The following is a 22,774-nucleotide window of genomic DNA, read 5'->3' as shown; positions in this document are numbered from 1 at the left end:
CTGTTTGCCAGGCCATGTAAATCGCAACATCGTCGAAAAATTTTAAAACAAAATTAACAAATTATGCTAAAAGAATCACAAAGTGAGAAATAGTTGATAATTTGGATATGTAACTATCGTTAAAAACGATAGTTACAGGATATCGAATTTTTTGGGTCTTTAATGAGTGAAAAGTGCGCTAGGCGCAGGCCTAGCGCTTTAGTTGATTAGAACTCTTGAGATACTCTTATACCAATGGTACGCATTGAGTTAAGTCCCCATGTCTGTACGGTTGAGGCTAACCCGGCATTGTTTTCACCTGCGTCAAAACCAATAGAAACTGGATATTTTTCATCAGTACAGTTGTTGCAGAAAACAGAGACGTTTAAACCATCGTAGGTAGAGATACCGGCACTCAAATTTAAAGTTGTTATTGCATCAAGCTCCCTCTGAGGCGAACCAATTCCATAAGACGTTTCCGAGCGGTAATATACGTTTGCATTCACAAAACCGTACATGTTTTCGGTCAACTCTTGTTCATAGTTTGCTTGCAGCGTTGAAGTAATGTCAGGTGCCATTGGTAGCGTATAACCCGAGGCGTCAAAGAATGCATCGTCAGGACCACAAACTTCAGAATCCGGCGTACACGATGCACCTTCAAAACTATCAAACGTTGCGTCTAGTAATGACGTGTCCCATTGGAGCGTGAGGTTTTCAGTTGCCATGGCCTTTAATGAAATCTCAGCACCTCGGGACGTTACGCTTGCCGCATTTTGAATAATGAACGCTTGAGCGTCTAGATTAAACGACTGCGCTTGGTAGTTATCAAAATCAGTGTTGAACACAGACACGTTCAAGATAACCTTGTTATCTAGCAGTCTGCTCTTTACACCGGCCTCGAACGTGGTCGATATTTCATCTTCAACTGCAAATGGAATATCAGGGTTACCTTGGTTATCTGTATTAAATCCAGGTGCTTTATAACCTTGCCCAATCGATGCGTACAGCATGACCTTATTGGTGTACTCATAGTTAGCGCCCAGCTTCCAACTGACGTTGGTATTATCGACTGATTCTTGGAATCGACCACGCGGGCCACCTATCCCAACAAAGTAATTACGCTGCATTTGTAAAACGTCTGTTGAAATGTCGTCTTGCGTAACGCGAGCACCTGCGACAGCCGTGAATTTATCGGTCAAGTAAAAGTCGAACTGACCAAAAACAGCATAGCTTTCCTGTTTTAGCTCAGTATCGCTGTCGTTCCCTAAGAAAACGTCATTGCTATACGGGCACTCTGGGGGTGGTCCTGAAATCTCTGCGCCAACGCAAAATGGGAACCCAACTGCAACAAATGGAGGAGGGCCTTCAACGTCTAAGCTGTTGGTCATATCAGAGGTAGAATTAAAGTAGAAAAGTCCAACCTGCCCTGAATAATCGTCATTTTTTGGGAATACGAGTCGCACTTCGTTTGAATATTGCTCGTAGTCGTTGGTATTTGGGTTATCAACAATGTCTCTTCTAGATGCAAAGTCATTGTGCAAATTAGTATCGCTTTCGAAGTAACGCCACGCAGCAATATTAATGAGCTCTATACCGCTATCAAACTCATACGCCAACTCAACTTGCGCTCCACCTGTCTCTACGTCGCTAAACATTGCACCATCTGAATTGTTGGTCATATTTTCAGGGCCTGGAACAATATTGTCTGGCTCAAAAAAGTCCAATAACTCACTGTTTGGATCTACGGTTCGATAGGTTCGGCTGTAGCGCTCAGCCGTGCCTTCGTTTTCGTTGTAATCGGCAATCGCGTATAAAGAAAAGGGGCCATCTTCATAAAGGTACTTAACTTTAATCCCCGATTTGTCCTGACCTAAGTCTGTTCTTACATCGTCATTAGGAAACACGTTTTTGATAAGCGGATCTTGAGACGATTTGAGCAGATTTACACGAAGCGCTGAATTATCTGAAACAGGAACATTTACCGTCCCTCTGATAATGTGCCCTTTGGCATCTGTGGGCGTGGTATCTCTGTAGTTATATTCTAATGAGACATTACCTGAGAATTCATCAAACTCAGGCCTTCTTGTTGTAATGTTTACCAAACCTGCGGATGCGTTTTTACCAAATAACAAGCCTTGAGGACCGTTAAGCACTTCAACAGAGGCAATGTCGTTGAATGGTTGGCCAGCAAGCGCATTTCGTCCTAAGCTTACGCCGTCAATTGCCAACGCCACACTCGGGTCAATGGTTTCTGCAAACACTTGAGTGCCAATACCGCGAATGGCAAAGGTGTTGTCTTGCCCTAGTTGTAGTGTAGGCGCCAGCGTTGAAAGTTGAGTGATTTCATTGATGCTTTGTTTTTGTAAATCGTCAGAAGATAATGTTTGTACACTTACCGGTACTTTCTGAATATCTTGCGAAGTACGCTGTGCTTTAACCATAATAACTTCAAAGCCTTCAGAGTCCTTGGCTTCGGTTTCAGCGTTCTGCGCAACGGCTGATTGAGCAAAAACAGCTGCTATAAGGGTTACCAGCGCTGACTGTTTAAATTTTGATGTGCTTTTCATGTGTCCCTCTTCTCAGTAGTCATTCGAGAGTGTTATTTGTGCCGCGTTATTAAAGTGCGTTATGTGCTAGCTAGTTTCACAAAGCGGTCTTTGAATCTAGCCACCCAACGGTTTACAAGAATTTAACCAAATAGAAACGTTTGAACACTCCGATTTCGTGATACCCACCTATCGCAAACTATGATACTTAGCAAAACGTTTAACACCTGAGCTCTAAACGCAGCTAAACCCGTGGACTTCGTTCCTTTATTGAGCCGAGTAAACATCGAAAAAAATAACGTCAACGACGTCTATCGAGTATAGAGATATTTAGTATCTGTAATTTCGATTTTTACCTTAACGCGGCTTTTTCTAGGATCGGTGGTTACTGAAATGTTAAAAGTAATTTGTTTCATGACCAGCGACGAAATACACGCCGTAGGTTACATTCACTGCAGGTAGCTCAGCGCTTGATTGGGGCACGCATTACTTTTCCATATCTTACTTCACCTCGACATGATCACATTACATCTCGCTTGAATTATCAGACGACTGTGAAGTTTCGCAATAGTGTGAGCCGCTAAGGCGGCGCAATTTTTTGGAGAGAATAAATTGAAGCGCACATTAAAGGTTTTTCTCACGGTTTGCAGTGTATTTACTCTTTTTGTCCAGGCCTCGGCAACTGAAAGCGAGCATGGCCAGAAGCGAAACATTGTATTTGTATTAGTTGATGATCTTCGATATGACGGAATGGGCTTCATTCAGCCTACTCTCCAAACCCCCAATATTGATGATTTGGCATCAACCGGCGTGCACTTCACAAATGCATTGGTGACTTCGTCTTTGTGCTCACCTAGCCGTGCATCAATTTTGACAGGCATGTCTACTCGCAATCATAAGATCGTTGATAATAATAATTCTAGCGAAGAGGGGTTAACCTTTTTCCCTCAGTATTTACAAGACGCGGGCTACCAAACGGGCTTTTTTGGGAAATGGCATATGGGGTCTCACTCAGATATGCCCCGTAAAGGCTTCGATAAGTGGGTAAGTTTCACCGGTCAGGGCACCTACTATCCGCAAGACCGGGTACCGCCACCATTACGCAATAAAGGGATTGTAAACCAGCTAAATGTCGATGGTGTTCACGTTGATCAAAAAGGCTATATCACAGATGAGTTAACCGACTATGCACTTGAGTGGCTAGATAACGATATCGACCAAACACAGCCATTTTTACTTTATCTAAGCCATAAAGCAGTGCATTCAGATGCAACGCCTGCCGCTCGCCACAAAGACCAGTACAAAGATGTCGAATTCACATTGCCTGAAAGCGCAAAGGTGACAAAGGAAGATGCTAAAAACAAGCCTATGTGGGTTCACAATCAAAGAAATAGCTGGCATGGCGTAGAATTTTTCTATGCCAGTGACAGAAAAATGAGTGACTACTTAAAAAATTATTACGCTACGTTGTCAGCGGTAGACGATGGTTTAGGCGAAATTATTAGCTATCTGAAAAAGAAAAATCTCTTTGATAATACTATGGTTGTTTTTTACAGCGACAACGGCTTTATGATTGGGGAACACGGCCTAATTGATAAGAGAAATGCTTATGAAAGCTCTATAAAGGTACCGCTTGTTATTAGTGCTCCCGGTCTACTTCCTGAAGGAGAGAGCAACCATACATTAGTGCGAAACCTTGATTTGGCTCCAACATTTTTGGACCTTGCTGGTATAGCGGCACCAAGTCACTTCGAAGGGAAAAGCTTCTTACCCGTTGCCACGGGTGCGGTAAAGGAAGAGGAGTGGGATGCCCCTGACTTTGTGTACGAGTATTACTGGGAATATTCATTTCCTATGACCCCAACCACATTCTCAATACGACGAGGCGACCTCAAATACATTCAGTACCACGGCGTTTGGGACATAGAAGAACTGTATGATTTAAGTACTGACCCCGATGAGCGGAAAAACTTAATTCGCCACCCTGATTACGCAGAAAAACTGCTTCCTCTTCGCAAAGCGCTTTATCAATCTTTATTTCCAGCAACAGGTGCAAAGCCTTCTGTTCCTTTCAACGCTCGCCTCTCAGAGGGGTTGAACTTGCGTAAAAAAGAGGGTTTAGAAGCAGCTCCCTTTCCCGATTGGTGGAAAGTAGAACCTAATAGATTTGATAAATACAACGGCTTATTCCCTGATACTCCTTTGAAGATAGAAAAGGAAAGAAAAGGTGAGCTTTACTTTCCCTTCATGGAAAGTCTGAATAAAAACAACTAGGAGAAAGTTTGTGCAACAAGCAAACACTAACGAAAACCGATTCACTATTATTCTGGTCAGCTTGGTAGCGACTATTGGCGGTTTTTTATTTGGTTTCGACAGTGGCGTGATTAATGGGACCATCGACGGACTGCAATCTGCGTTTAATGCCGATGATATAGGCACAGGTTTTAACGTTGCATCAATGCTATTAGGTTGTGCCATTGGCGCTTTTTTTGCGGGGAAATTAGCAGATATTTTTGGTAGGAAAAGCCTGCTGATTGTCGCAGCAGTTTTTTTTATTATCTCAGCGTTAGGCTCGGGGCTCGCTAGTAGCTCGATTGAATTTGTTATATACCGAGTACTTGGAGGGATAGCTGTAGGGGCAGCTTCCGTCATGTCACCGGCTTATATTGCAGAAATTGCACCAGCTAGATACAGGGGCGCTTTGGCGACTATTCAACAAGTTGCCATTATTACTGGTCTCTTCTCGGCATTTGTTAGCAACTATGCATTGGCGCTATCGGCAGGCAAATCAACTGACATATTGTGGGCAGAATTTGAAGCCTGGCGTTGGATGTTTTGGGTAGAACTTGCCCCAGCAAGTTTGTTTTTTTTCGCACTGTTCTTTATACCAGAAAGCCCAAGATATTTAGTTTTCTCTGGAAAAGAAGAAAAAGCCAAAAGCGTGTTAAGTGCGCTTTTTGGAGAACAGCAGGCCAATCTTATATACAACGAGATATCTGACTCGCTGCAAGCTGATCATAAGCCTTCAATGCGAGATATTTTCGACACATCAACGAACAAAGTTAGGCCTGTTGTATGGGTAGGTATTGGTCTAGCCGTTTTACAACAGCTTGTTGGTATAAATGTGGTGTTTTATTACGGTGCCGTATTGTGGCAAGCCGTTGGGTTTACAGAGTCAGATGCATTACTAATAAATATACTCAGTGCAGGGCTGAGTATCTTTGCTTGTATTATTACCATTACCTTGATCGATAAATGGGGCCGAAAGCCCATACTCACTGTCGGCTCGGTCGGTATGGCAACAGCACTAGCGTTAATGGTTATCGCATTTCAAAGCGGACAATTTATAGAAGGACAGCTTCAGCTGCCGGGTCATATGGGAACACTCGCTCTAGTGGCGGCTAATGTTTACGTTTTCTTCTTTAATTTATCGTGGGGGCCCGTGATGTGGGTAATGTTAGGTGAAATGTTTCCTAATCAAGTAAGGGGGTCTGGTTTAGCTATAAGTGGCCTTGCACAGTGGAGCGCCAACTTCCTCATTACAATAACCTTCCCAATATTGCTTTTAGCAATTGGTTTGGTTGGAGCTTATAGTCTTTACGCACTTGCTGCATTTTTATCTATTTTCTTTGTCGTGAAGTTCGTGAAAGAGACGAAAGGCAAATCACTTGAAGCAATGTAACACCTGCACCAAAAGTGACGCTATTGTCATCAACTCTCGTCAAGCAGGGAAATGGTTCACAACGGAGGTCAAAATTGACCGCTAAAAATCTCGAGCTCTATGTAGAGAATAGCTTTGACGAGTTCGAAGCTTTCTTTCATAGCGAAGCACTGACCGTTCGTAGCCAACAACACGGGTGGAAGATACTACCTCATCGTCACAAGGCGCTTTGCCAAATTTTTGTTATCACGACCGGCGGTTGTAGAGTTCAACTCGATGACAGAAATACGATAGTGACCGCTCCCTGCGCGCTTTTTATACCTGAAAATGTTGTTCATGGGTTTGATTGGGACGTGGGGTCGAAAGGGCATGTATTATCTGTTGTTTCACCCGTGGTAAAACAAATAGCACAGAATGTAGATTGCTTGGGTTTCATTGACGATGCATTGATAGGGAGTTTAGACGGAAAGTACATACATGATATCGTTTATTTGTGCCAAAAGCTGGAAGACGAAGCTCGGAACGTCTTCGCTTGTAGCGGGGCTATGACAATAGCGTTACTTCAACAACTTTTAATTACTCTCGGTAGGGTTGAGCCATCAACAAGTCAACCTGTGATTAAGCCGTCTAGATCTGAACATAAAGTCCGCTTTTACGAGATGCTAATTAAGAAGTATGGTTGCGAACAACACCAAGTAAAATGGTACGCGAATAAGATAGGAGTAAGTAGCGCTCATCTTAATGTAATTTGCAGGCAGTATTCTCAATCAAGCGCTTCAGAATTGATTTACAGATATTTATTGGATGAGGCGAAAAGGCTTTTGATTTTTTCGAATATCAACATCTCTACCGTAGCAGAGCGGCTGGGTTTTCAAGACCAAGCACATTTCACTAAATTCTTTAAGAAAGCGACTCACTATACACCTTCTAGTTTCCGCAAAAACCACAAATAAAATGGCCCGCCCTAGAGGATTCGAACCTCTGACCTCGGCCTCCGGAGGGCCGCGCTCTATCCAGCTGAGCTAAGGGCGGTTTGTAGAACCGGTGAGATAATCACCGAGCGTTTACAACAACGAACTACGTCACTACACGTATGCTGCAAACGGGGCGTAATAATACTGACGCCACGGGCTGGCTTCAACTCATTTATTAAAATCTCTTTAGATGGCTTGGCAGAAGTGTTAAAAATCCTTACTTTTTATGGGTAATTGGCCTCAAATAGTTGTTCAGCCCCAATTAACCGTTATAATCTGGCCAGTTATATTTTAAACAAATTCATCATTGCCTGGAGACAGATGTGAAATTAAAGACTTGGTTAACTGTTGCTGCTACTGCGCTAACTGTTTTTGCAGCACAAGCACAAGAAATGAGTAACGATGAAATTGCCGATCGCATTAAGCCGGTAGGTCAGGTACATGTTGCAGGTGCAGCGGCAGAAGGTAGCGCTGGCGCAGCTGGCGGTGCAAAGTCTGGCGAAGACGTTTACAACTCTGCGTGTGTTGCTTGCCACTCTGCAGGTGTTCTAGGCGCTCCTAAAGTTCACGTTGCAGCCGACTGGCAGCCTCGTTTGGACGAGCGCGGTCTTGACGGTGTATGGCAAAACGCTTTGAACGGTATCAACGCTATGCCTCCTCGCGGTACTTGTGGCAACTGTTCTGATGACGAAATTAAAGCCGCTATTGAGTATATGATTGAAGGTATCTAATACCCACACGATCACAACAACTTGATGGAAAAAGTAGCGTTTCACCCTCTAATCGGGTAAGTTAACCGGTTGGGAAACGTTACTTTTTTACTGGCGAGCGGAATGTCACAAGATTCGACGCAACACGAGTTGACGGAAGAAGAACTGCGCGAACTTATACCGCAGCTCCAACAACTCACCGACAAATATAAGCGCGCTGAACGTGTTCAGAAGGCGCTTTTTGATATTTCCGAACTTGCCAGCTCTGTAAGTCACCTAAACCGCCTTTACTCCGCTATTCACGAAATCATTGCCGATTTCATGAACGCCGACAATTTCTTTGTTGCCTTTTACGAACCTGAAAGCAACGTTGTCGACTTTGCCTATTTTATTGATGAATTCGACGAACAAACCGTTCCTCAGCTTCCTGCCGAGTCTTTAATGGACGGTATGACCGGCTATATTCTTAGAACTGGCAACTACTTATTTTATAAGCGCGATGAAGAAGAAACCTTTGCCTCTGAGCACGACATTAAGCTGGTAGGTTCACAGCCCTATGAGCTACTGGGCGTTCCTCTTAAACGCGGTAGCCAAGTGATTGGGGCAATGGTAGTGCAAACTTATGATGAGGGCGTGCACTACACTCAGGAAGATTTAGAGGTTCTGCTCTTTGTTTCCCAGCATATTGTTACTACCGTAGATAGAGTAAAAAACAGAGAGCTTACCGAACGCACTATTCGCGAGCGTACCCGCCAGCTTCGAAAAACGAACGACGATCTTCAAGAAGAAATTTTAGAGCGCCAAAAAGTAGAGTCGCTGCAGCAAGCGCTGTTTGAAATTTCTGAACTGGCGGCCAACCTTGAAGGCGATATGGATGCCTTCTACTCCAGCCTTCACGATATTCTTGCGCGGCTTATTAGCGCGCCGAACTGCTACATAGCTATTCTCGACAAAGAGAAAGATATGTTGGAGTTTCCGTACTTCAGCGATACCAAAAACAAAGAGATTAGTGCCAGGCCGCTCGGCTTAGGGCTTACCGAATATGTGTTACGTACGGGCCAAGCTGAGCTAGTAAACCCGCCGAAGGTGTTAGAGCTGGCTGAGTCGGGAGACCTCGATGTTTCTGTTGCTCAGACCATGCTAAATAGCGCTAACTCTTGGCTTGGTTCACCGCTTGTTGTTGAAGGCGAAATAGCCGGGGTTATTGCGGTTCAAACCTACGGTAAACTGGCAAAATACAATGCCCGCGACCAAGAGCTTCTTCGCTTTGTATCGCACCACATTGCGGTAGCCATTGAGCGCAAGCGTAACACCGAGTCGATGCAGCGCTATAACATTGAGCTTGAAGAGCGCGTGAAAGAGCGCACTGCAGAACTTAACCGCGCGAACAAGTTTTTAAAGCAGCAAATTGAAGAGCGCAAAGAGATTGAGCTTAAGCTTATCCACGACGCCCACCACGACTCGTTAACGGATTTACCTAACCGCGCTATGTTCACAAGTCGGTTGGAGCTAGCCGTAGCCAGCAAGCAACGTTACAGCGACAACCTGTTCGCGGTGTTATTTATCGATTTAGATCGCTTCAAAGTTATTAACGACACGCTAGGTCACCACGCGGGCGACGAGTTCTTAATTGAGGTCGCAAGACGCATTGCGCTGTGTATTCGCGGTCACGACTTATTAGCCCGCTTAGGAGGTGATGAGTTTGTTGTACTGCTGGATAACTTCGAAGATGAAGCCGATGTAGAAGAAGTAGCTAGTCGCATCATTTCTTCAATTTCAGAGCCATTCTTACTGGATGGTCGCGAAATGTATTCCGGCGCCAGCGTGGGTATTGCCCACTTAGAAACCTATTATCGTAGCGCCGACGAAGTATTACGTGATGCCGACGCCGCCATGTACCAAGCGAAGACGCTGGGGCGTGGCCGTTACGTAATGTTTGATAAGAGCATGCGCGAAAGGCTGATAGAAGAGTTGGAGCTTGAAAATGAATTCAGGCGCGCCCTGCGTGAAGAAGAGTTTGATTACTTTTTGCAGCCAGTGATTGACTTAAATGACAAGAGCACGCTGTACAAAGAAATGTATATTCGCTGGTCTCACCCTGCCTACGGCAAAATAGCCCGTGAGCAGTTTAGGGAAGTGGCTGAGCACAGCGGCCTTACACTCGACCTTGATTTATTTCAGCTTAACAAAGCATGCGAGTTACTAAACCACTACAAGAATACCGATGAGCCTATTAACAAAATAGCGGTCAATGTGTCGATTAACCACTTATTACAGGCTTCTATGGTTAATCAAATGATAGACGTAATTGCGGCATCTGACATTACGCCAAGCCAGCTTGTGTTTGAGTTTGATGAAAATGACTTAAATCGACGTTCGCAGTTTATCTTACCGGCAATTAAAAAGCTCAAACGCGCTGGCGTAACCCTTGTTCTTGATAACTTTGGAAGTGGATTAGCTTCGCTAAGTTACCTGTTTGCTTACCCCTTCGACTTCATCAAGATTGACCACCGATTTGTAAAATCACTCCCGCGCTCTCAGCGAAACTTAAAGCTTATTCAATCGGTGATGCTTATTTCTGAACACCTTAAGTTTAAGGTGATCGCAGAGGGAGTAGATTCCCAAGCCCAGCTTGACGCCCTAAATGAAATTGAGTGTTCGTACGGTCAGGGCAAGATATTAAAGCACGCCAAAGTGCTTGATATGGCACTGCTAGCCAGCTAAAAGTAAGTACTCACTTACAACAAAAGGCCTTACACTAAAAAATAAATAGGTGGTGTAAGATTCAAGTCGCGCCATCTGTAACTTTTGTAGGCTAACTACCCGCTTTCAGCTGATGCTTGCTCAACAAGGTATGCCCAAAACATATGACCAGGAAATTTCTCACTCTGGTTATTCCGACCAGTCTTCATTGATAAAGCTATCTGAGTTAGATACTTACCGACTACTTTTTACCTAAGATACCCCTTAGGTTAGCAATACCCACCTGTGCTTTTTGCTGGCGCTCTTCTTTCGTTGCCTTTGGCTTTTGGTTTTCCCACTGAACGTCATCGGGCGGTAGCTCGAATAAAAAGCGGCTTGGCTCGGGGTTAATCACTTCACCAAACTGTCGGCGCTCTTTGGCAAGGCTGAATATAAGCTCGCGCTGGGCACGGGTAATACCTACGTAGGCAAGTCGGCGCTCTTCTTCTACGTTATCTTCGTCAATACTGCTTTGGTGCGGCAATAAGCCCTCTTCCATACCCACTAGGAACACAATAGGGAATTCCAAACCTTTAGAAGCATGCAGCGTCATTAACTGAACCTGGTCCCCTTCCCCGTCGTCTTCACCTCGCTCCATCATGTCGCGCAGAATTAAGCGGTTCACTACCTCAGTTAAAGTCATGGGTTGGTCTAGGTCGTTGCCTTCCAGCATATCGTTAACCCAACCAAATAACGTACTCACATTGGCCATGGCCATTTCTGCGGCCTTGGGGCTGGCGCTGGTTTCATACAGCCATTCTTCATAACCCATGGTGCGGATCATGGTGCGCACTGCATCTGCAGTGTTGCCACGTTCAGCGTTGTCCGAGAACTCAACTACCCAGCGGGCAAAGGTCGATACCGAATGAAAGGCTTTATCAGGCAGCACGCTGTTTAAGTTAGGATGGGTCGCGGCTTCAAACATAGACACACCCAAGCTATTGGCAAAGTTACCCAGTTTTTCTAGCGTAGCGCGGCCTATACCACGCCCAGGCGTATTTATTATACGCAGCAAAGCGTTATCGTCGTCCTGATTCACCAAAAGCCGTAAATAGGCCATGATGTCTTTCACTTCAGCTCGACCAAAGAACGACATCCCACCGCTTATTTTGTAAGGAATGCGGTTGCTCATTAGCAGCTTTTCGAAAATACGGCTTTGGTGATTCCCGCGATACAAAATGGCGTAGTCTTTAAACTGGGTGCGGTTCATGAACTTGTGCGCCAGCAGTTCTGCCACCACCCGCTCACCTTCATGTTCTTCGTTCTTCGCCTCTATCACTTTAAGCGGCTCGCCGTACTGCAGTTCAGAGAACAGGGTTTTATCGAACAAGTGCGGGTTGTTCTGAATAAGAATATTCGCGCAATGTAGAATACGCCCTGACGAGCGGTAGTTTTGCTGTAGCTTAATCACGTTTAATCGCGGAAAATCTTCTTGCAGCAAATGTAGGTTTTGCGGCTTCGCGCCACGCCATGAGTAAATAGACTGGTCGTCGTCGCCAACCACGGTAAACCGTGCGCGCTCGCCTACTAGTAACTTTACTAACTCGTACTGACTGGTGTTGGTATCTTGGTATTCATCTACCAGCAGATAACGAATTTTGCTTTGCCATTTGGCTCTTATCGTTTCGCTGCTTTTTAAAAGCAGTGTGGGCAGCAGGATAAGGTCATCAAAATCTAGCGCGTTATAGGCTTTTAGGTTGTCTTGGTAACGCTTGTAGGCTTCTGCAAATTCGCGTTCGCCCGTGCTGGTTGCTGACTTCAATAAGGCGTCAGGCAATATAAGGTCGTTCTTCCAGTTCGATATGCAGCTTTGCAGAAGCTGAAGCTGATCTTTATCGCCATCGAGGGTGTCGGACGTTAGGTCGTTAAGCAGGGCAAACGAGTCTTTATCATCGAACAGCGAGAACCCCTGTTTTAGGCCTAAGTCTTTTACATGGGCTTTAATGATAGTTAAGCCCATGGTGTGAAAGGTCGATACCTTTAACCCTCGAGCTTCTGGCTTACCCAAGGTTTGCGCTACACGTTCTTTCATTTCACGTGCGGCTTTGTTGGTGAAAGTAACCGCTGCAATATAGCGTGCTGGCATATCGCAGTTTCTAACTAAATGAGCAATCTTGTTGGTAATTACACGGGTTTTACCACTGCCCGCCCCTGCCAGCACCAAACATGGGCCAGACACATAGGTTACGGCAGATTCTTGAGCTTCATTTAGTTTCATTTAATTCCTAAAACAACGTACGTTTGGGCGTAACACGGTTTTCATTGCATGTCGCGACGATACCGATAGAATAGCTTTCATATTTTGAGCTGCGCATTATAAGGGAATTCCATGTTGGATCCGAAGAAACTCGAAGATTTAGCGAAACAAATTGCTGATGCCGTACCACCAGGCGTTAAAAACATGGCTGAAGAAGCAGAAGGCCGAGTGAAAACAGTATTGCAGTCGCAGCTGTCGAAACTTGATTTAGTGACTCGCGAAGAGTTCGATATTCAAAGCCAAGTGCTTATTCGCACTCGCGAAAAGTTAGACGCTATGGAAAGTCGCATAGCCGAGCTAGAAGCAAAGCTAGCAGAAAAGTAGACATTGGTACTTCTAGAAACCTGAAAGCGCCTTTATGGCGCTTTTTTGTTAAAACCGATGAGATAAAGAATGCTCTTCTGTCTTTGCAAAAGCCCAGAACAAAAGAAACGTTACATCAAGATCTCTAGACCTTTCTGCTCAACAAGGCTCAGAAGCTTTAAAGAAGTACCTCGAGGCTTTTTGCTCCCCTGCTCCCACTGCTTGATTGTAGATGGCGTGATATTTAAATAGGCAGCAAAAACAGCTTGGCTTACTCTTGCTTTATCACGTATTGCTTTTATCCGCTGTCCATCATATTGCTTGAGTTTGGGTAAACATAATGCATCAAACTTATGCATAGTCTGCTTATCCATTACTCCGGCTTCGCTCAAATCTTTTGCTGTACTATGGACTACATCTAAAATGCTTTCTTTCATGTTATCTCACCTCTTCAATACTACCTTAATCAATAGCTTTCTTAAGCTTTTCCTCGCTGTAGTTCAGTAGCTCTTTAGCTAAGAGTTTTAAAGACTTCATCTCTTTAACACTAATGTTAGAGCGGGTGCTTTTGGAAAAACCGTAAATAAAAAAGGCTTTATTATCCACTTGAAAAGCTATGAGGGTTCTTAAGCTTCCACTTTTGCCTTGCCCCAAAAGAGGTACTCGCTTTTTATACACGTTTGCACCTAAATCGGCGTCAACTAATCCCTGTTACATTTCTGCAATTGCTAATTTTAGCACGCTGTCTGATAAACCTTCCTTACTCGCCCACCTCTTGAACCACTTCAATTTATATATGCCTATAGATTCCATTCGACACCTGAAGTATAACACTTAGTAGCACAATTTGTGTACAGCTTTAAAAACATTTAGTGATTGAAGCGCGTTCCTGTATAAGCTAGTGAATACTTTAGACTGGCTATAAATAAGTTATAAGGGGACGTTGGTACAGGTTGAAGTTTGCTGTTGGTAAGTTTTACCTTACCAAACAAAAATGCAGCGCCGTACCAAGCGTAATGGCTAAACCAATGTAGTGGTTTTCAATAAACGCAGTGAAACAGCCTTCACGCTGGCGGCGTTTAATAAGTTGATATTGGCGCACGCATAACAAAGCAGAAAACAGCACGGCCGTGTAGTAAGGCCATGTCGCATTGATTGTTACGCCTATACTCCACAGAATTGCTAGCGCGCAGGCTTGCAACAACATCACAATTAGCACGTCGTTTTTATCGAACAATATAGCGGTAGATTTAACGCCTATTTGCAAATCGTCGTCGCGGTCTACCATGGCGTACATGGTGTCGTACGCTACTGTCCATAGTAAGTTAGCAATAAACAACCACCAAGCGTACGTTGGTACAGTTTCTAGCACGGCCATGAAAGCCATAGGTATAGCCCAGCCAAATGCCGCACCTAATACCACCTGCGGCAAGTGGGTATAACGCTTCATGAAGGGATAACTTGCAGCAAGCAAAAGCGCTACGACAGATAACGCGATAGTTTGCCAGTTAAGAAACAGCACTAACACAAATGCAAAGGCGATCAGTGCGCTGAATAACTGCAGCGCTTGTTTAGGCTTAGTTTCGCCAGTTGCCAACGGACGCTGGGTTGTGCGCTTTACGCGTCCGTCGACCTTTCTGTCAGCATAGTCATTGATAACGCAGCCCGCTGAACGCATTACAATTACACCAGCCACAAAGATAAGCGTAATGCCTAAAGACGGTAAACCTTGTACCGCCATTAACAGTGCCCACAATGTAGGCCACAACAATAAATAAATACCTACGGGTTTATCTAGGCGCATAAGTCGCGCATATGCATTCCAATTGTGTTTCATAATTGTTGTTCGCTTTCTTTTTCGCTTGTCGCTGACTGACCGTAAGCCGGAGAATGTGGAAGAAAAACTTCTGCCACTATCATGCTGTAGTTATCTAACGTAAACAACGAGCGTCTTCCCCACAAGGTTTGGTTACTATTGATGCCAAACTGGGAGGCTTGGGCAGTACACAATTGGAACTGTGAACGGGTGAACCGCGCGTCGTTAAATAAGCGTTTTCCCAGTGGCTCGCGACCTAAGTCAGAAAGCTCACTGTCTACAAATGCTTGGGGGATAATTGAGCGTGCAAACACCCAGGGTTGGTGATCGCCACATAATAGAATTTCACGGGCTTGATAGCTGGTGTTACCGTTATTGTGAAGTAACGACAGCTCGTTGTCGTGAGGTATTTGCGTGCTCTGCCCGATAAGCTCCAGCGAAAAATGATCGCTTAGTGATTGCACCCGCTCGGTCAACGACCCTGTGTCTAAAAGCCAATTTTTTAGCTGCGCATTAGGAATTGTGATGCCAGAAGGTGCTTGCCAGTCAACCGCCAAACCCACTGGAAAAGTGGCATTAAAACTCACACGAAAAGCCCGAATAATGAATCTGTTGGTATGATAACACGTCATGTAAGAATATTTTCACTTGGTTAAACTTTTGCAGTAGTGTGTTTGATCAGAGATTTGCTACACTACCAAGTGAATTTATTATTTTGGTGTTTCAGGCTTCACTATGTTTAAGTCACTAATTTTACGTATATTAGCGGTTAGCTTTTTTGTTTTTGGTTGCAGCTCAGCATTGGCACAAGATAAAGCCAACTATGCTTATTTGGGCTTAGAGCCAGAAATTGTTACCAACTATATTAGCGACAGCGCACAGAAGCTGGGATACGTTCGCGTGTCGGTAGAGTTGATGATTAACGATGTTAACCAACTGGAAATTGCTGAACACCATATGCCGCTGCTACGCGCTACCGCTATTGAAATTTTTGGGCAGCAGCCAGCAGAAAAGGTGAAATCACTAACCGGTCGTGAAGACATTCGCCGCGCTATTTTAAAAGCCCTTCAAGAGCACATGCAGCAAGAAACTGGTGGTGAAGTAATTAAAAACGTTATTTTTACTAAGTATTTGTACCAGGGTGCTTAAATAGAATAACTGCTGCCTAACCCAATGAAAAAGCGAGCTTCAATACTGAGCTCGCTTTTTTGTTTCTATAGCAGTTTACCGTTTTTTATTAGCGTGTAATACGCCAAATATCTAAGTAAGTGCGGCTAACTATTCCCTATCTTTTCGTTGTGATACCTGCACGTTCTAGCACTTATACAAACTAAGGCCTGCGCTGGCCAATTGCTAACGCTTAGCAGAACCCAAGCTTAGTATGGCGGCAAGTAAACAGCCTGAAATAAGCCCCGCCGTATGCGCAGCATTTGCCATACTCACCCACAGTATGTCGGCATAGCCAATGACCAGCCAAACCAACATAAAGCCTACAATAGAGTTCGGTAACGACAACCCCCAACTAGGGCGCAGCCAGCCAAGCCACCACACAAAACCCATCACGGCATACACCACACCAGACAAGCCGCCAAATAAGAATAGATTACCTTGTACAGGGTCGCTAAATAGCGCTTGAGCGGCATTGGAAATTGTGGCCGATACTAAAAATACAATAAGCAGCATGCTTATGCCTAGAGTACGTTCAATTTTGGCCCCCAGCATGCCCCACCACAGTAAATTAAATATGATATGAAGTGCCGAGAAATGAATGAACGCCGGGCCCAGCAGCCGCCACCACTCGTGATTTTGTGACAAGACAGAAAACGGCTGCATCAATAAGTGCTGTGCAATGGGGGCAAATAACCCAAATAAAGACAATAGGTAAACTGCAGCACACAGCACAAATACCACAGAAGTAAATGGCGCTTTAACGGCATCAGAGATTATTTTTCTTAACGAAAAGCCGCTACCTGATGGGGCTAGCTGTACGTTCTTACCATTGTCCCATGCCGCTTGTTGATATTTAGGGTTCGTTGGATTTGCTATAAAGTCTTCTGCGATAACTTTTGCGCGGTCAATATGCTCATTGTTATCCAGCACAACCACAAACTCTTTTTCGTGCTGTACTACGTTGGCGTTGATATGCTGACTGGTTAAATAGTTGGCAAGAAGGTGCGCTGGACTTTGCTGATTAAACGCAATTAAAGGATGACCCATAAGCTAGTTGTTACCCCAAAAGCAAAAAAGAGTGTGAAGCGATAAAGATGTGCAAGAGCGCGGAATCCTAGCTCTCGTCATTGACTCTTTATACTGAAATAGTGAAAGACCTGCAAAACATAAAATAAAGGTGCACATTGTGCACCTTTATAAAATCGCTATTCGGTTACTACCGGGTTCGCCTGTCGCCACGCTTCAAAGCCCCCGTCCATACTATAAACGGTCTCAAAACCTTGTTGAGCGATCACTTGTGCAGCCTGCTGACTGCTTACGCCGTGGTAACACACTACAACAACTGGGATATCTTTGGGTGTTTGGTCAATAAACGCCCCAAAGTTGTCGTTGTTAAGCGGTGCCGCATTGGGCATATGGCCATTAGCAAAGGATTGAGGATCGCGAATATCCACAATCGTTACGTCGCCTTGGAAGTTAGCCACGTCGTTTACGCTAATGTGTGAGAATGTTGTCATTATTGCCAGTCCAAAATAACTTTACCTGAGTGTCCTGACCCCATGGTATCAAACCCTTTCTGAAAGTCATCAACGGAAAAGGTATGAGTGATGATGGGAGAAAGATCTAGGCCGCTTTGTAGTAAGCTCGCCATTTTGTACCAAGTCTCGAACATTTCTCGGCCATAGATACCTTTTATGACCAGACCTTTAAAAATGACCTGGTTCCAGTCGACAGCAACGTCTTGCGGAGGAATACCCAGCATGGCCACTTTGCCGCCGTGATTCATCTTGTCGAGCATGTCTCTGAAGGCTACTGGCACACCAGACATCTCAAGGCCCACATCGAACCCCTCTGACATGCCCAGTTCGCCCATAACGTCTTGTAAGTTTTCTTTACTTACGTCAACAGCGCGGGTTGCACCCATTTTTTTAGCCAACTCAAGACGGTAAGGGTTGATGTCAGTAACAACAACATGTCGCGCACCTACGTGCTTAGCGACTGCTGCGGCCATAATACCGATAGGTCCAGCACCCGTGATAAGCACATCTTCACCTACCAAGTCGAAACTTAGTGCGGTGTGAACGGCATTACCAAACGGGTCGAAAATAGACGCGAGGTCGTCGCTGATATTGTCTGGAATTTTAAACGCGTTGAATGCTGGAATTACCAAGTACTCTGCGAAAGCACCAGGGCGGTTTACACCCACACCCTCAGTGTTACGGCACAAGTGTACGCGACCAGCGCGACAGTTGCGGCAGTGACCACAGGTGATATGACCTTCACCAGAAACACGGTCACCAACTTCGAAGCCTTTTACTTCTTGCCCCATACCCACTACTTCGCCAACGTATTCGTGACCAACCACCATTGGTACGGGAATCGTGTTCTGCGACCACTCATCCCAGTTGTAGATATGCATATCAGTACCGCAAATCGCGGTTTTGCGAATTTTAATCAGTAGGTCGTTGTGCCCTACTTCAGGCTTTGGCGTGTCTTGTAGCCAAATGCCTTTTTCCGCTTTTGCTTTTACCAGCGACTTCATGAAATCACTCCCATTTCACGGCCTACTTCGATAAACGCATCGATGGCTTTATCTACATGTTCAAGGCTGTGACCTGCTGACATTTGCGTACGAATTCGGGCTTGCCCTTTTGGTACAACAGGGTAAGAGAAGCCAATAACGTAAATGCCTTTTTCTAGCAGTTTGTCAGCCATTTCACTGGCTAAGCGGGCATCGCCAAGCATTACCGGAATAATAGCGTGATCTTTACCTGCAAGGGTAAAGCCCGCGTCTTCCATGCGCTTGCGGAAGTGGTTGGCATTTCGCCATAGATTAGCGCGTAACTCATCGCCTTCTTTCATCATTTCAAACACTTTTAACGATGCTGAAACGATAGGTGGCGCAACTGAGTTAGAGAATAGGTAAGGACGGGAACGTTGACGTAGCCATTCAACAACTTCCTTTTTGCCTGACGTGTAACCGCCTGACGCACCACCAAGGGCTTTGCCTAAAGTACCTGTAATAATGTCTACACGACCCATTACACCGCAGTATTCATGGCTACCTTTACCATTTTCGCCCAAGAAACCCGTGGCGTGGCAGTCATCAACCATTACCATGGCATCGTATTTGTCGGCCAGGTCGCAGATTGAAGCAAGGTCGGCAATAACGCCGTCCATGGAAAATACGCCGTCGGTAGCAATGATTTTAAAGCGCGCACCGTCGGCATCAGCTTGCTTTAATTGCTCTTCTAGCGCTGCCATGTCGTTATTGGCATAGCGGTAACGTTTGGCTTTACACAAGCGCACGCCGTCAATGATGCTCGCATGATTCAGCGCATCAGAAATAATGGCATCTTCTGGTCCAAGAAGGGTTTCAAACAAACCTCCGTTGGCGTCAAAACAAGACGGATAAAGAATGGTATCTTCTGTACCTAAAAAGTCGCTGATAGAGGCTTCTAGTTGCTTGTGAATGTCTTGCGTTCCGCAAATGAATCGCACAGATGCTACGCCGAAGCCATGACTATCTAAGCCTTCTTTCGCCGCTTCGATTAAGCTTTCATTATTTGCTAGGCCAAGGTAGTTGTTAGCACAAAAATTAATAACGTGCTCGCCACCAGCAACGCCAATATCCGCTTGTTGTTTCGACGTGATTACACGCTCTTTTTTGTACAAACCATCTTCTTTCGTGGCTTCAATTTGCGATTGCAAATGAGAAATAAATGCCGCAGACATGCCATTCTCCAAGTGTGGGTATATGAAAACCGCTAGTGTAATGAAAGCGCATGAAAGGGTACACACCCTTGCGCTGTATTTAATGGGTTTGTCGACTAAGTTTGTAAATTATTCAGCACACTCACAAAAAATGCTTAAATCACGCTAATTTGTTTTAAGTGCTAGGGCCTGTTGACCTTTGTTGTACATTTTTGCAGCGGTCTGTGTGCCATCTAGACAAGGCGAATGTTTGACGGTTTAGTGGTTCTAAATCGAGAACATTCAACGCAGTATAGATGGCACAAAGGCGCTGCCCGTAGGGGTCGTTATGGAAGCCTTTTACTCTTTGTCACAGTCCTTTAACTTAGCCCGCTAGGCTTGCAGGACTGTTTCGCGATTAAAAGGCTTCCATTTAGACCAAAATTCGTACACCAAAGGTCAACAGGCCCTAGGCAAAGTCTTTCCAAAAACCGTTTTCTACTTTGTCCCTTAATGCGTCCCAAAGGTTTACTTCAGGTATAGGACGGCTAATAAGATAGCCCTGGCCCTGATGGCAGTCGAAATGACAAAGCAACTCGTATTGCTCATTGGTTTCAATGCCTTCAGCTACCACCTGCATGCCCATGTTACGCACCATGGATATGGTGGAATGCACGATGTTTCTGTCATCTGCACTGCTGGCGATGTTGGCAACGAAAGAGCGATCTATTTTTATAAAGTCGGCTGGTAATGATTTTAAGTAACTTAAAGATGAATAGCCGGTTCCAAAGTCATCAATCGCTAACATGCACCCCATATCACGTATGGTTTGCATTATCCCCGTAGCCCGTTTGATATCAGAGACCAACACGGTTTCAGTTAGCTCTAAGCAAACTTGATCGGGAGCGATATCGTTTTTAATAATTTGGTGCTGTAAAAACTCTGGCAAACTGGGGTCGAGGAACTGCCCGGCCGATAAGTTAATTGCCACTTTGATGTCTGGGTAGCCGCTGGTTTTGAGCTCGTTAACTAAGTGAGTGGAACGCGTGATCACCCAATAATCTAGCTCGAGCATAAATGACGTGTTTTCAAGAAGAGGAATAAAATCGCCTGGCGATATATGCCCTTTTTTAGGGTGATACCAGCGTAATAGTGCTTCAAAGCCCATTAGCTTACCGCTGTGCATGTCTATTTGGGGTTGCAAGGCAAGGCTAAACTGATTGCCTCTTAGCGCTTCGCGAGCTTCAGACTCCAATTCAACCTTTTGCATTACCTTAAGGTTCATAGTGGCGTCATATACCCTAAACTCAGCACCTTTTTTCGCCTTAGCTTCGTACATCGCTATATCGGCATGGCGCAGCAGCTCTACCGGCGTAGCGCGTGAGTGGTTAGTAATGGCAATACCAATGCTGATTGAAACATAAAACGTAACGCCGTCTACAATAATGGGCTCTTGAAACTCGTCGATAATTTTTTGCGCGACCGTGTCGACATGTTTTTTGCTCTCTATATTCGACAGTAAGATAACAAACTCATCGCCCCCAAACCGCGATGCAATATCAGACTCCCGAATAGGACGGGAAATTCTCATTGCCGCAGCTTTAAGCAGCTTGTCGCCGACATCGTGCCCATGGCTATCGTTAACTTTTTTAAAGTCATCTAAATCCATAAACATGAGCGCTACTAGCCTGTCATCTCGAATTGAGCTAGCCAGTTGTTTTTCAATTTGAAAGGTCAACATGTTGCGGTTGGGTAGGCCTGTCAGCACGTCGAACATGGCCATTTTTTCTAGCTTAGCGGTGTTAATTGCCATTTGTCCGTCAAAGCTTTCTAGCTGGCGCGCTAAATCGTTCGCCGCTTCCTCAACTACGTCGAGTTCGTCGGTTAGCTTAAATACCGGCTGCTTTCGACGCTTAGCTGCGACCGTATAGAATTCGCTAAACTTATGTTCAGCCAACATCGGCAGACGCTCGCTTATGTCTAAAAGCCTTGTGCGATATTGATTTAAGAAAAGATAGAGCAACGAAGAGAAAAGAAGAAATAATGCGATAGCGCTTGAAATAACCACGTACTGATATTGCTCGTTCTGACGTATCATTGCTGAGACATCTTGAACGATAAGCAAATAAGGATGATCGCCTGCCGCATGGTCAAAAGGCAAAAGGCTAACCAGAAGCTGCTGGTTTTCTAACTCTACGTTTACCCCTTTTATTACGAGGTCGTCAACACGCCAGTTTTCAGGCAATGCCTTAATAAGCGAATTTAAAAATTGTTTGTTCGCAGCGGAAACCTGACTTGCTACCTTTAACGCAAGTTTTTCAACCTGTGATTCATCTACCTGAACAACCGCGACTTTATATACATCGGTGGCGCGGCTAAATAAATACAGTAACTCTCGCATGGAAGTCGACACGACAATAACCGGCACTTTTTCGCTTGATGCCATTATAGGTATAGAAATGTAGTGAGTGCATACGCTTTCGCAGACCAGTAACGAACGACTTTCAAATGAGGCCCGGGTAGAATCTACAAGCCGCTTGATGGTGCCGTTAACGGGGTAAGTAGGCTTTCCAACAACGCCGTTTTCATCGAATAAGTAAAGGGTTTCTACCTGAAAATTGAGCGTTAGGTATTCGCTTAAGTCATCTAGCGTATTATGTAAATTATCAAGGTTATTAGAATACGCGCCATTTTTACGGCTAATGATATCAATGAGGGTGATCATACGGCTATGGAGTATGTCTTCGAATAGCTGAACCCTACGCTGGTTGCTAATTTGGCTTTCCCGCTGCTGCATCACAACCTGTGCTTCAGACTCTTGAATTAGCACGGTGGATATAACGATAGTAACGGTTAAAACCATTGCCAGTAAAATAGCGATGGTTTTCGTGGTAAAAGATACCTGAACCTTCATCTTTTACCC

17 protein-coding genes, 1 tRNA gene and 1 pseudogene are annotated in these 22,774 nt (G+C 44.8%); 7 read left to right on the top strand and 12 right to left on the bottom strand.

Going from position 1 to position 22,774, the window contains the following annotated elements; genetic code table 11:
• Nucleotides 1-206: 206 nt before the first annotated feature.
• Complete coding sequence (locus tag ACYX4W_RS03845) at nucleotides 207-2,546, bottom strand: TonB-dependent receptor (protein WP_476074717.1); 2,340 nt, start codon at nucleotides 2,544-2,546, stop codon at nucleotides 207-209.
• Nucleotides 2,547-3,137: 591 nt separating this feature from the next.
• Here ACYX4W_RS03845 and ACYX4W_RS03840 point away from each other — a divergent pair.
• The 3 genes from ACYX4W_RS03840 (at nucleotide 3,138) to ACYX4W_RS03830 (ending at nucleotide 7,139) form a co-directional block, all read left to right on the top strand.
• Nucleotides 3,138-4,799 carry a sulfatase family protein gene (locus ACYX4W_RS03840; protein ID WP_476074716.1) on the top strand — a complete coding sequence of 554 codons (1,662 nt, stop codon included), beginning with the start codon at nucleotides 3,138-3,140 and terminating at the stop codon, nucleotides 4,797-4,799.
• A gap of 10 nt (nucleotides 4,800-4,809) precedes the next feature.
• Nucleotides 4,810-6,207, top strand: a complete 1,398-nt coding sequence (locus tag ACYX4W_RS03835; protein ID WP_476074715.1) for a sugar porter family MFS transporter — start codon at nucleotides 4,810-4,812, stop codon at nucleotides 6,205-6,207.
• A 74-nt stretch (nucleotides 6,208-6,281) separates the two neighbouring features.
• The gene (locus ACYX4W_RS03830; RefSeq protein WP_476074714.1) at nucleotides 6,282-7,139 is read left to right on the top strand and encodes a helix-turn-helix domain-containing protein; all 858 of its coding nucleotides are present in this window, start codon (nucleotides 6,282-6,284) and stop codon (nucleotides 7,137-7,139) included.
• A 2-nt stretch (nucleotides 7,140-7,141) separates the two neighbouring features.
• On the opposite strand, the gene ACYX4W_RS03825 is transcribed toward ACYX4W_RS03830, so the two are convergent.
• Nucleotides 7,142-7,218 (bottom strand) — tRNA-Arg (locus tag ACYX4W_RS03825).
• A gap of 265 nt (nucleotides 7,219-7,483) precedes the next feature.
• Between ACYX4W_RS03825 and ACYX4W_RS03820 the strand changes: the two genes are divergently transcribed.
• Together ACYX4W_RS03820 and ACYX4W_RS03815 are read left to right on the top strand one after the other, a co-directional pair.
• Nucleotides 7,484-7,891, top strand: coding sequence for a c-type cytochrome (locus tag ACYX4W_RS03820; protein WP_014947775.1), 408 nt, complete (start codon nucleotides 7,484-7,486; stop codon nucleotides 7,889-7,891).
• Between the two features lie 102 nt (nucleotides 7,892-7,993).
• On the top strand, nucleotides 7,994-10,594 hold the full coding sequence (locus tag ACYX4W_RS03815; protein ID WP_474857203.1) for a sensor domain-containing phosphodiesterase: 2,601 nt from the start codon (nucleotides 7,994-7,996) through the stop codon (nucleotides 10,592-10,594).
• 220 nt (nucleotides 10,595-10,814) lie between these two features.
• Here the strand turns inward: ACYX4W_RS03815 and rep are convergent, their stop codons facing one another.
• Nucleotides 10,815-12,830, bottom strand: coding sequence for a DNA helicase Rep (rep, locus tag ACYX4W_RS03810; protein ID WP_476074713.1), 2,016 nt, complete (start codon nucleotides 12,828-12,830; stop codon nucleotides 10,815-10,817).
• Nucleotides 12,831-12,941: 111 nt separating this feature from the next.
• On the opposite strand from rep, the gene ubiK reads away from it, so the two are divergent.
• Nucleotides 12,942-13,193, top strand: a complete 252-nt coding sequence (gene ubiK, locus ACYX4W_RS03805) for a ubiquinone biosynthesis accessory factor UbiK (RefSeq protein ID WP_012516595.1) — start codon at nucleotides 12,942-12,944, stop codon at nucleotides 13,191-13,193.
• Between the two features lie 110 nt (nucleotides 13,194-13,303).
• On the opposite strand, the gene ACYX4W_RS03800 is transcribed toward ubiK, so the two are convergent.
• The 4 genes and pseudogenes from ACYX4W_RS03800 to ACYX4W_RS03785 all read right to left on the bottom strand — a co-directional run bounded on the left by ACYX4W_RS03800 (nucleotide 13,304) and on the right by ACYX4W_RS03785 (nucleotide 15,575).
• A complete protein-coding gene (locus ACYX4W_RS03800; protein ID WP_476074712.1) occupies nucleotides 13,304-13,609 on the bottom strand; it encodes a helix-turn-helix domain-containing protein in 306 nt (101 codons plus the stop codon).
• 25 nt (nucleotides 13,610-13,634) lie between these two features.
• Nucleotides 13,635-13,871 (bottom strand): annotated as a pseudogene (locus ACYX4W_RS03795) (type II toxin-antitoxin system RelE/ParE family toxin); the annotation flags it as partial.
• Between the two features lie 277 nt (nucleotides 13,872-14,148).
• Nucleotides 14,149-15,009 (bottom strand): 4-hydroxybenzoate octaprenyltransferase, encoded by an 861-nt coding sequence (gene ubiA / locus ACYX4W_RS03790; RefSeq protein WP_476074711.1) that lies wholly within the window; start codon nucleotides 15,007-15,009, stop codon nucleotides 14,149-14,151.
• Complete coding sequence (locus ACYX4W_RS03785) at nucleotides 15,006-15,575, bottom strand: chorismate--pyruvate lyase family protein (protein WP_474803170.1); 570 nt, start codon at nucleotides 15,573-15,575, stop codon at nucleotides 15,006-15,008. Before ACYX4W_RS03785 ends, ubiA begins: the two co-directional genes overlap by 4 nt.
• A gap of 148 nt (nucleotides 15,576-15,723) precedes the next feature.
• Here ACYX4W_RS03785 and ACYX4W_RS03780 point away from each other — a divergent pair, with 148 nt between their 5' ends.
• The gene (locus ACYX4W_RS03780) at nucleotides 15,724-16,137 is read left to right on the top strand and encodes a flagellar basal body-associated protein FliL (protein WP_476074710.1); all 414 of its coding nucleotides are present in this window, start codon (nucleotides 15,724-15,726) and stop codon (nucleotides 16,135-16,137) included.
• Between the two features lie 204 nt (nucleotides 16,138-16,341).
• Here ACYX4W_RS03780 and glpG read toward each other — a convergent pair whose 3' ends face one another.
• The 5 genes from glpG to ACYX4W_RS03755 all read right to left on the bottom strand — a co-directional run bounded on the left by glpG (nucleotide 16,342) and on the right by ACYX4W_RS03755 (nucleotide 22,765).
• Entirely contained in the window at nucleotides 16,342-17,205 is an 864-nt protein-coding gene (gene glpG, locus ACYX4W_RS03775) for a rhomboid family intramembrane serine protease GlpG (RefSeq protein ID WP_476074709.1), read from the bottom strand.
• 158 nt (nucleotides 17,206-17,363) lie between these two features.
• Nucleotides 17,364-17,675 (bottom strand): thiosulfate sulfurtransferase GlpE, encoded by a 312-nt coding sequence (gene glpE / locus ACYX4W_RS03770; RefSeq protein ID WP_118490912.1) that lies wholly within the window; start codon nucleotides 17,673-17,675, stop codon nucleotides 17,364-17,366.
• Nucleotides 17,675-18,700 carry an L-threonine 3-dehydrogenase gene (gene tdh / locus ACYX4W_RS03765; protein WP_476074708.1) on the bottom strand — a complete coding sequence of 342 codons (1,026 nt, stop codon included), beginning with the start codon at nucleotides 18,698-18,700 and terminating at the stop codon, nucleotides 17,675-17,677. The genes glpE and tdh overlap by 1 nt, the downstream gene beginning before the upstream one ends.
• Nucleotides 18,697-19,893: a glycine C-acetyltransferase gene (locus tag ACYX4W_RS03760; RefSeq protein WP_476074707.1), complete on the bottom strand. Its 1,197-nt coding sequence runs from the start codon at nucleotides 19,891-19,893 to the stop codon at nucleotides 18,697-18,699. The genes tdh and ACYX4W_RS03760 overlap by 4 nt, the downstream gene beginning before the upstream one ends.
• Before the next feature lie 427 nt (nucleotides 19,894-20,320).
• A complete protein-coding gene (locus tag ACYX4W_RS03755) occupies nucleotides 20,321-22,765 on the bottom strand; it encodes a bifunctional diguanylate cyclase/phosphodiesterase (RefSeq protein WP_476074706.1) in 2,445 nt (814 codons plus the stop codon).
• Nucleotides 22,766-22,774: the final 9 nt, after the last annotated feature.

The sequence above is a fragment of the Alteromonas sp. ABH4_454 genome (genome assembly GCF_056311775.1).
This window is presented reverse-complemented; position numbering and strand designations above follow the sequence as displayed.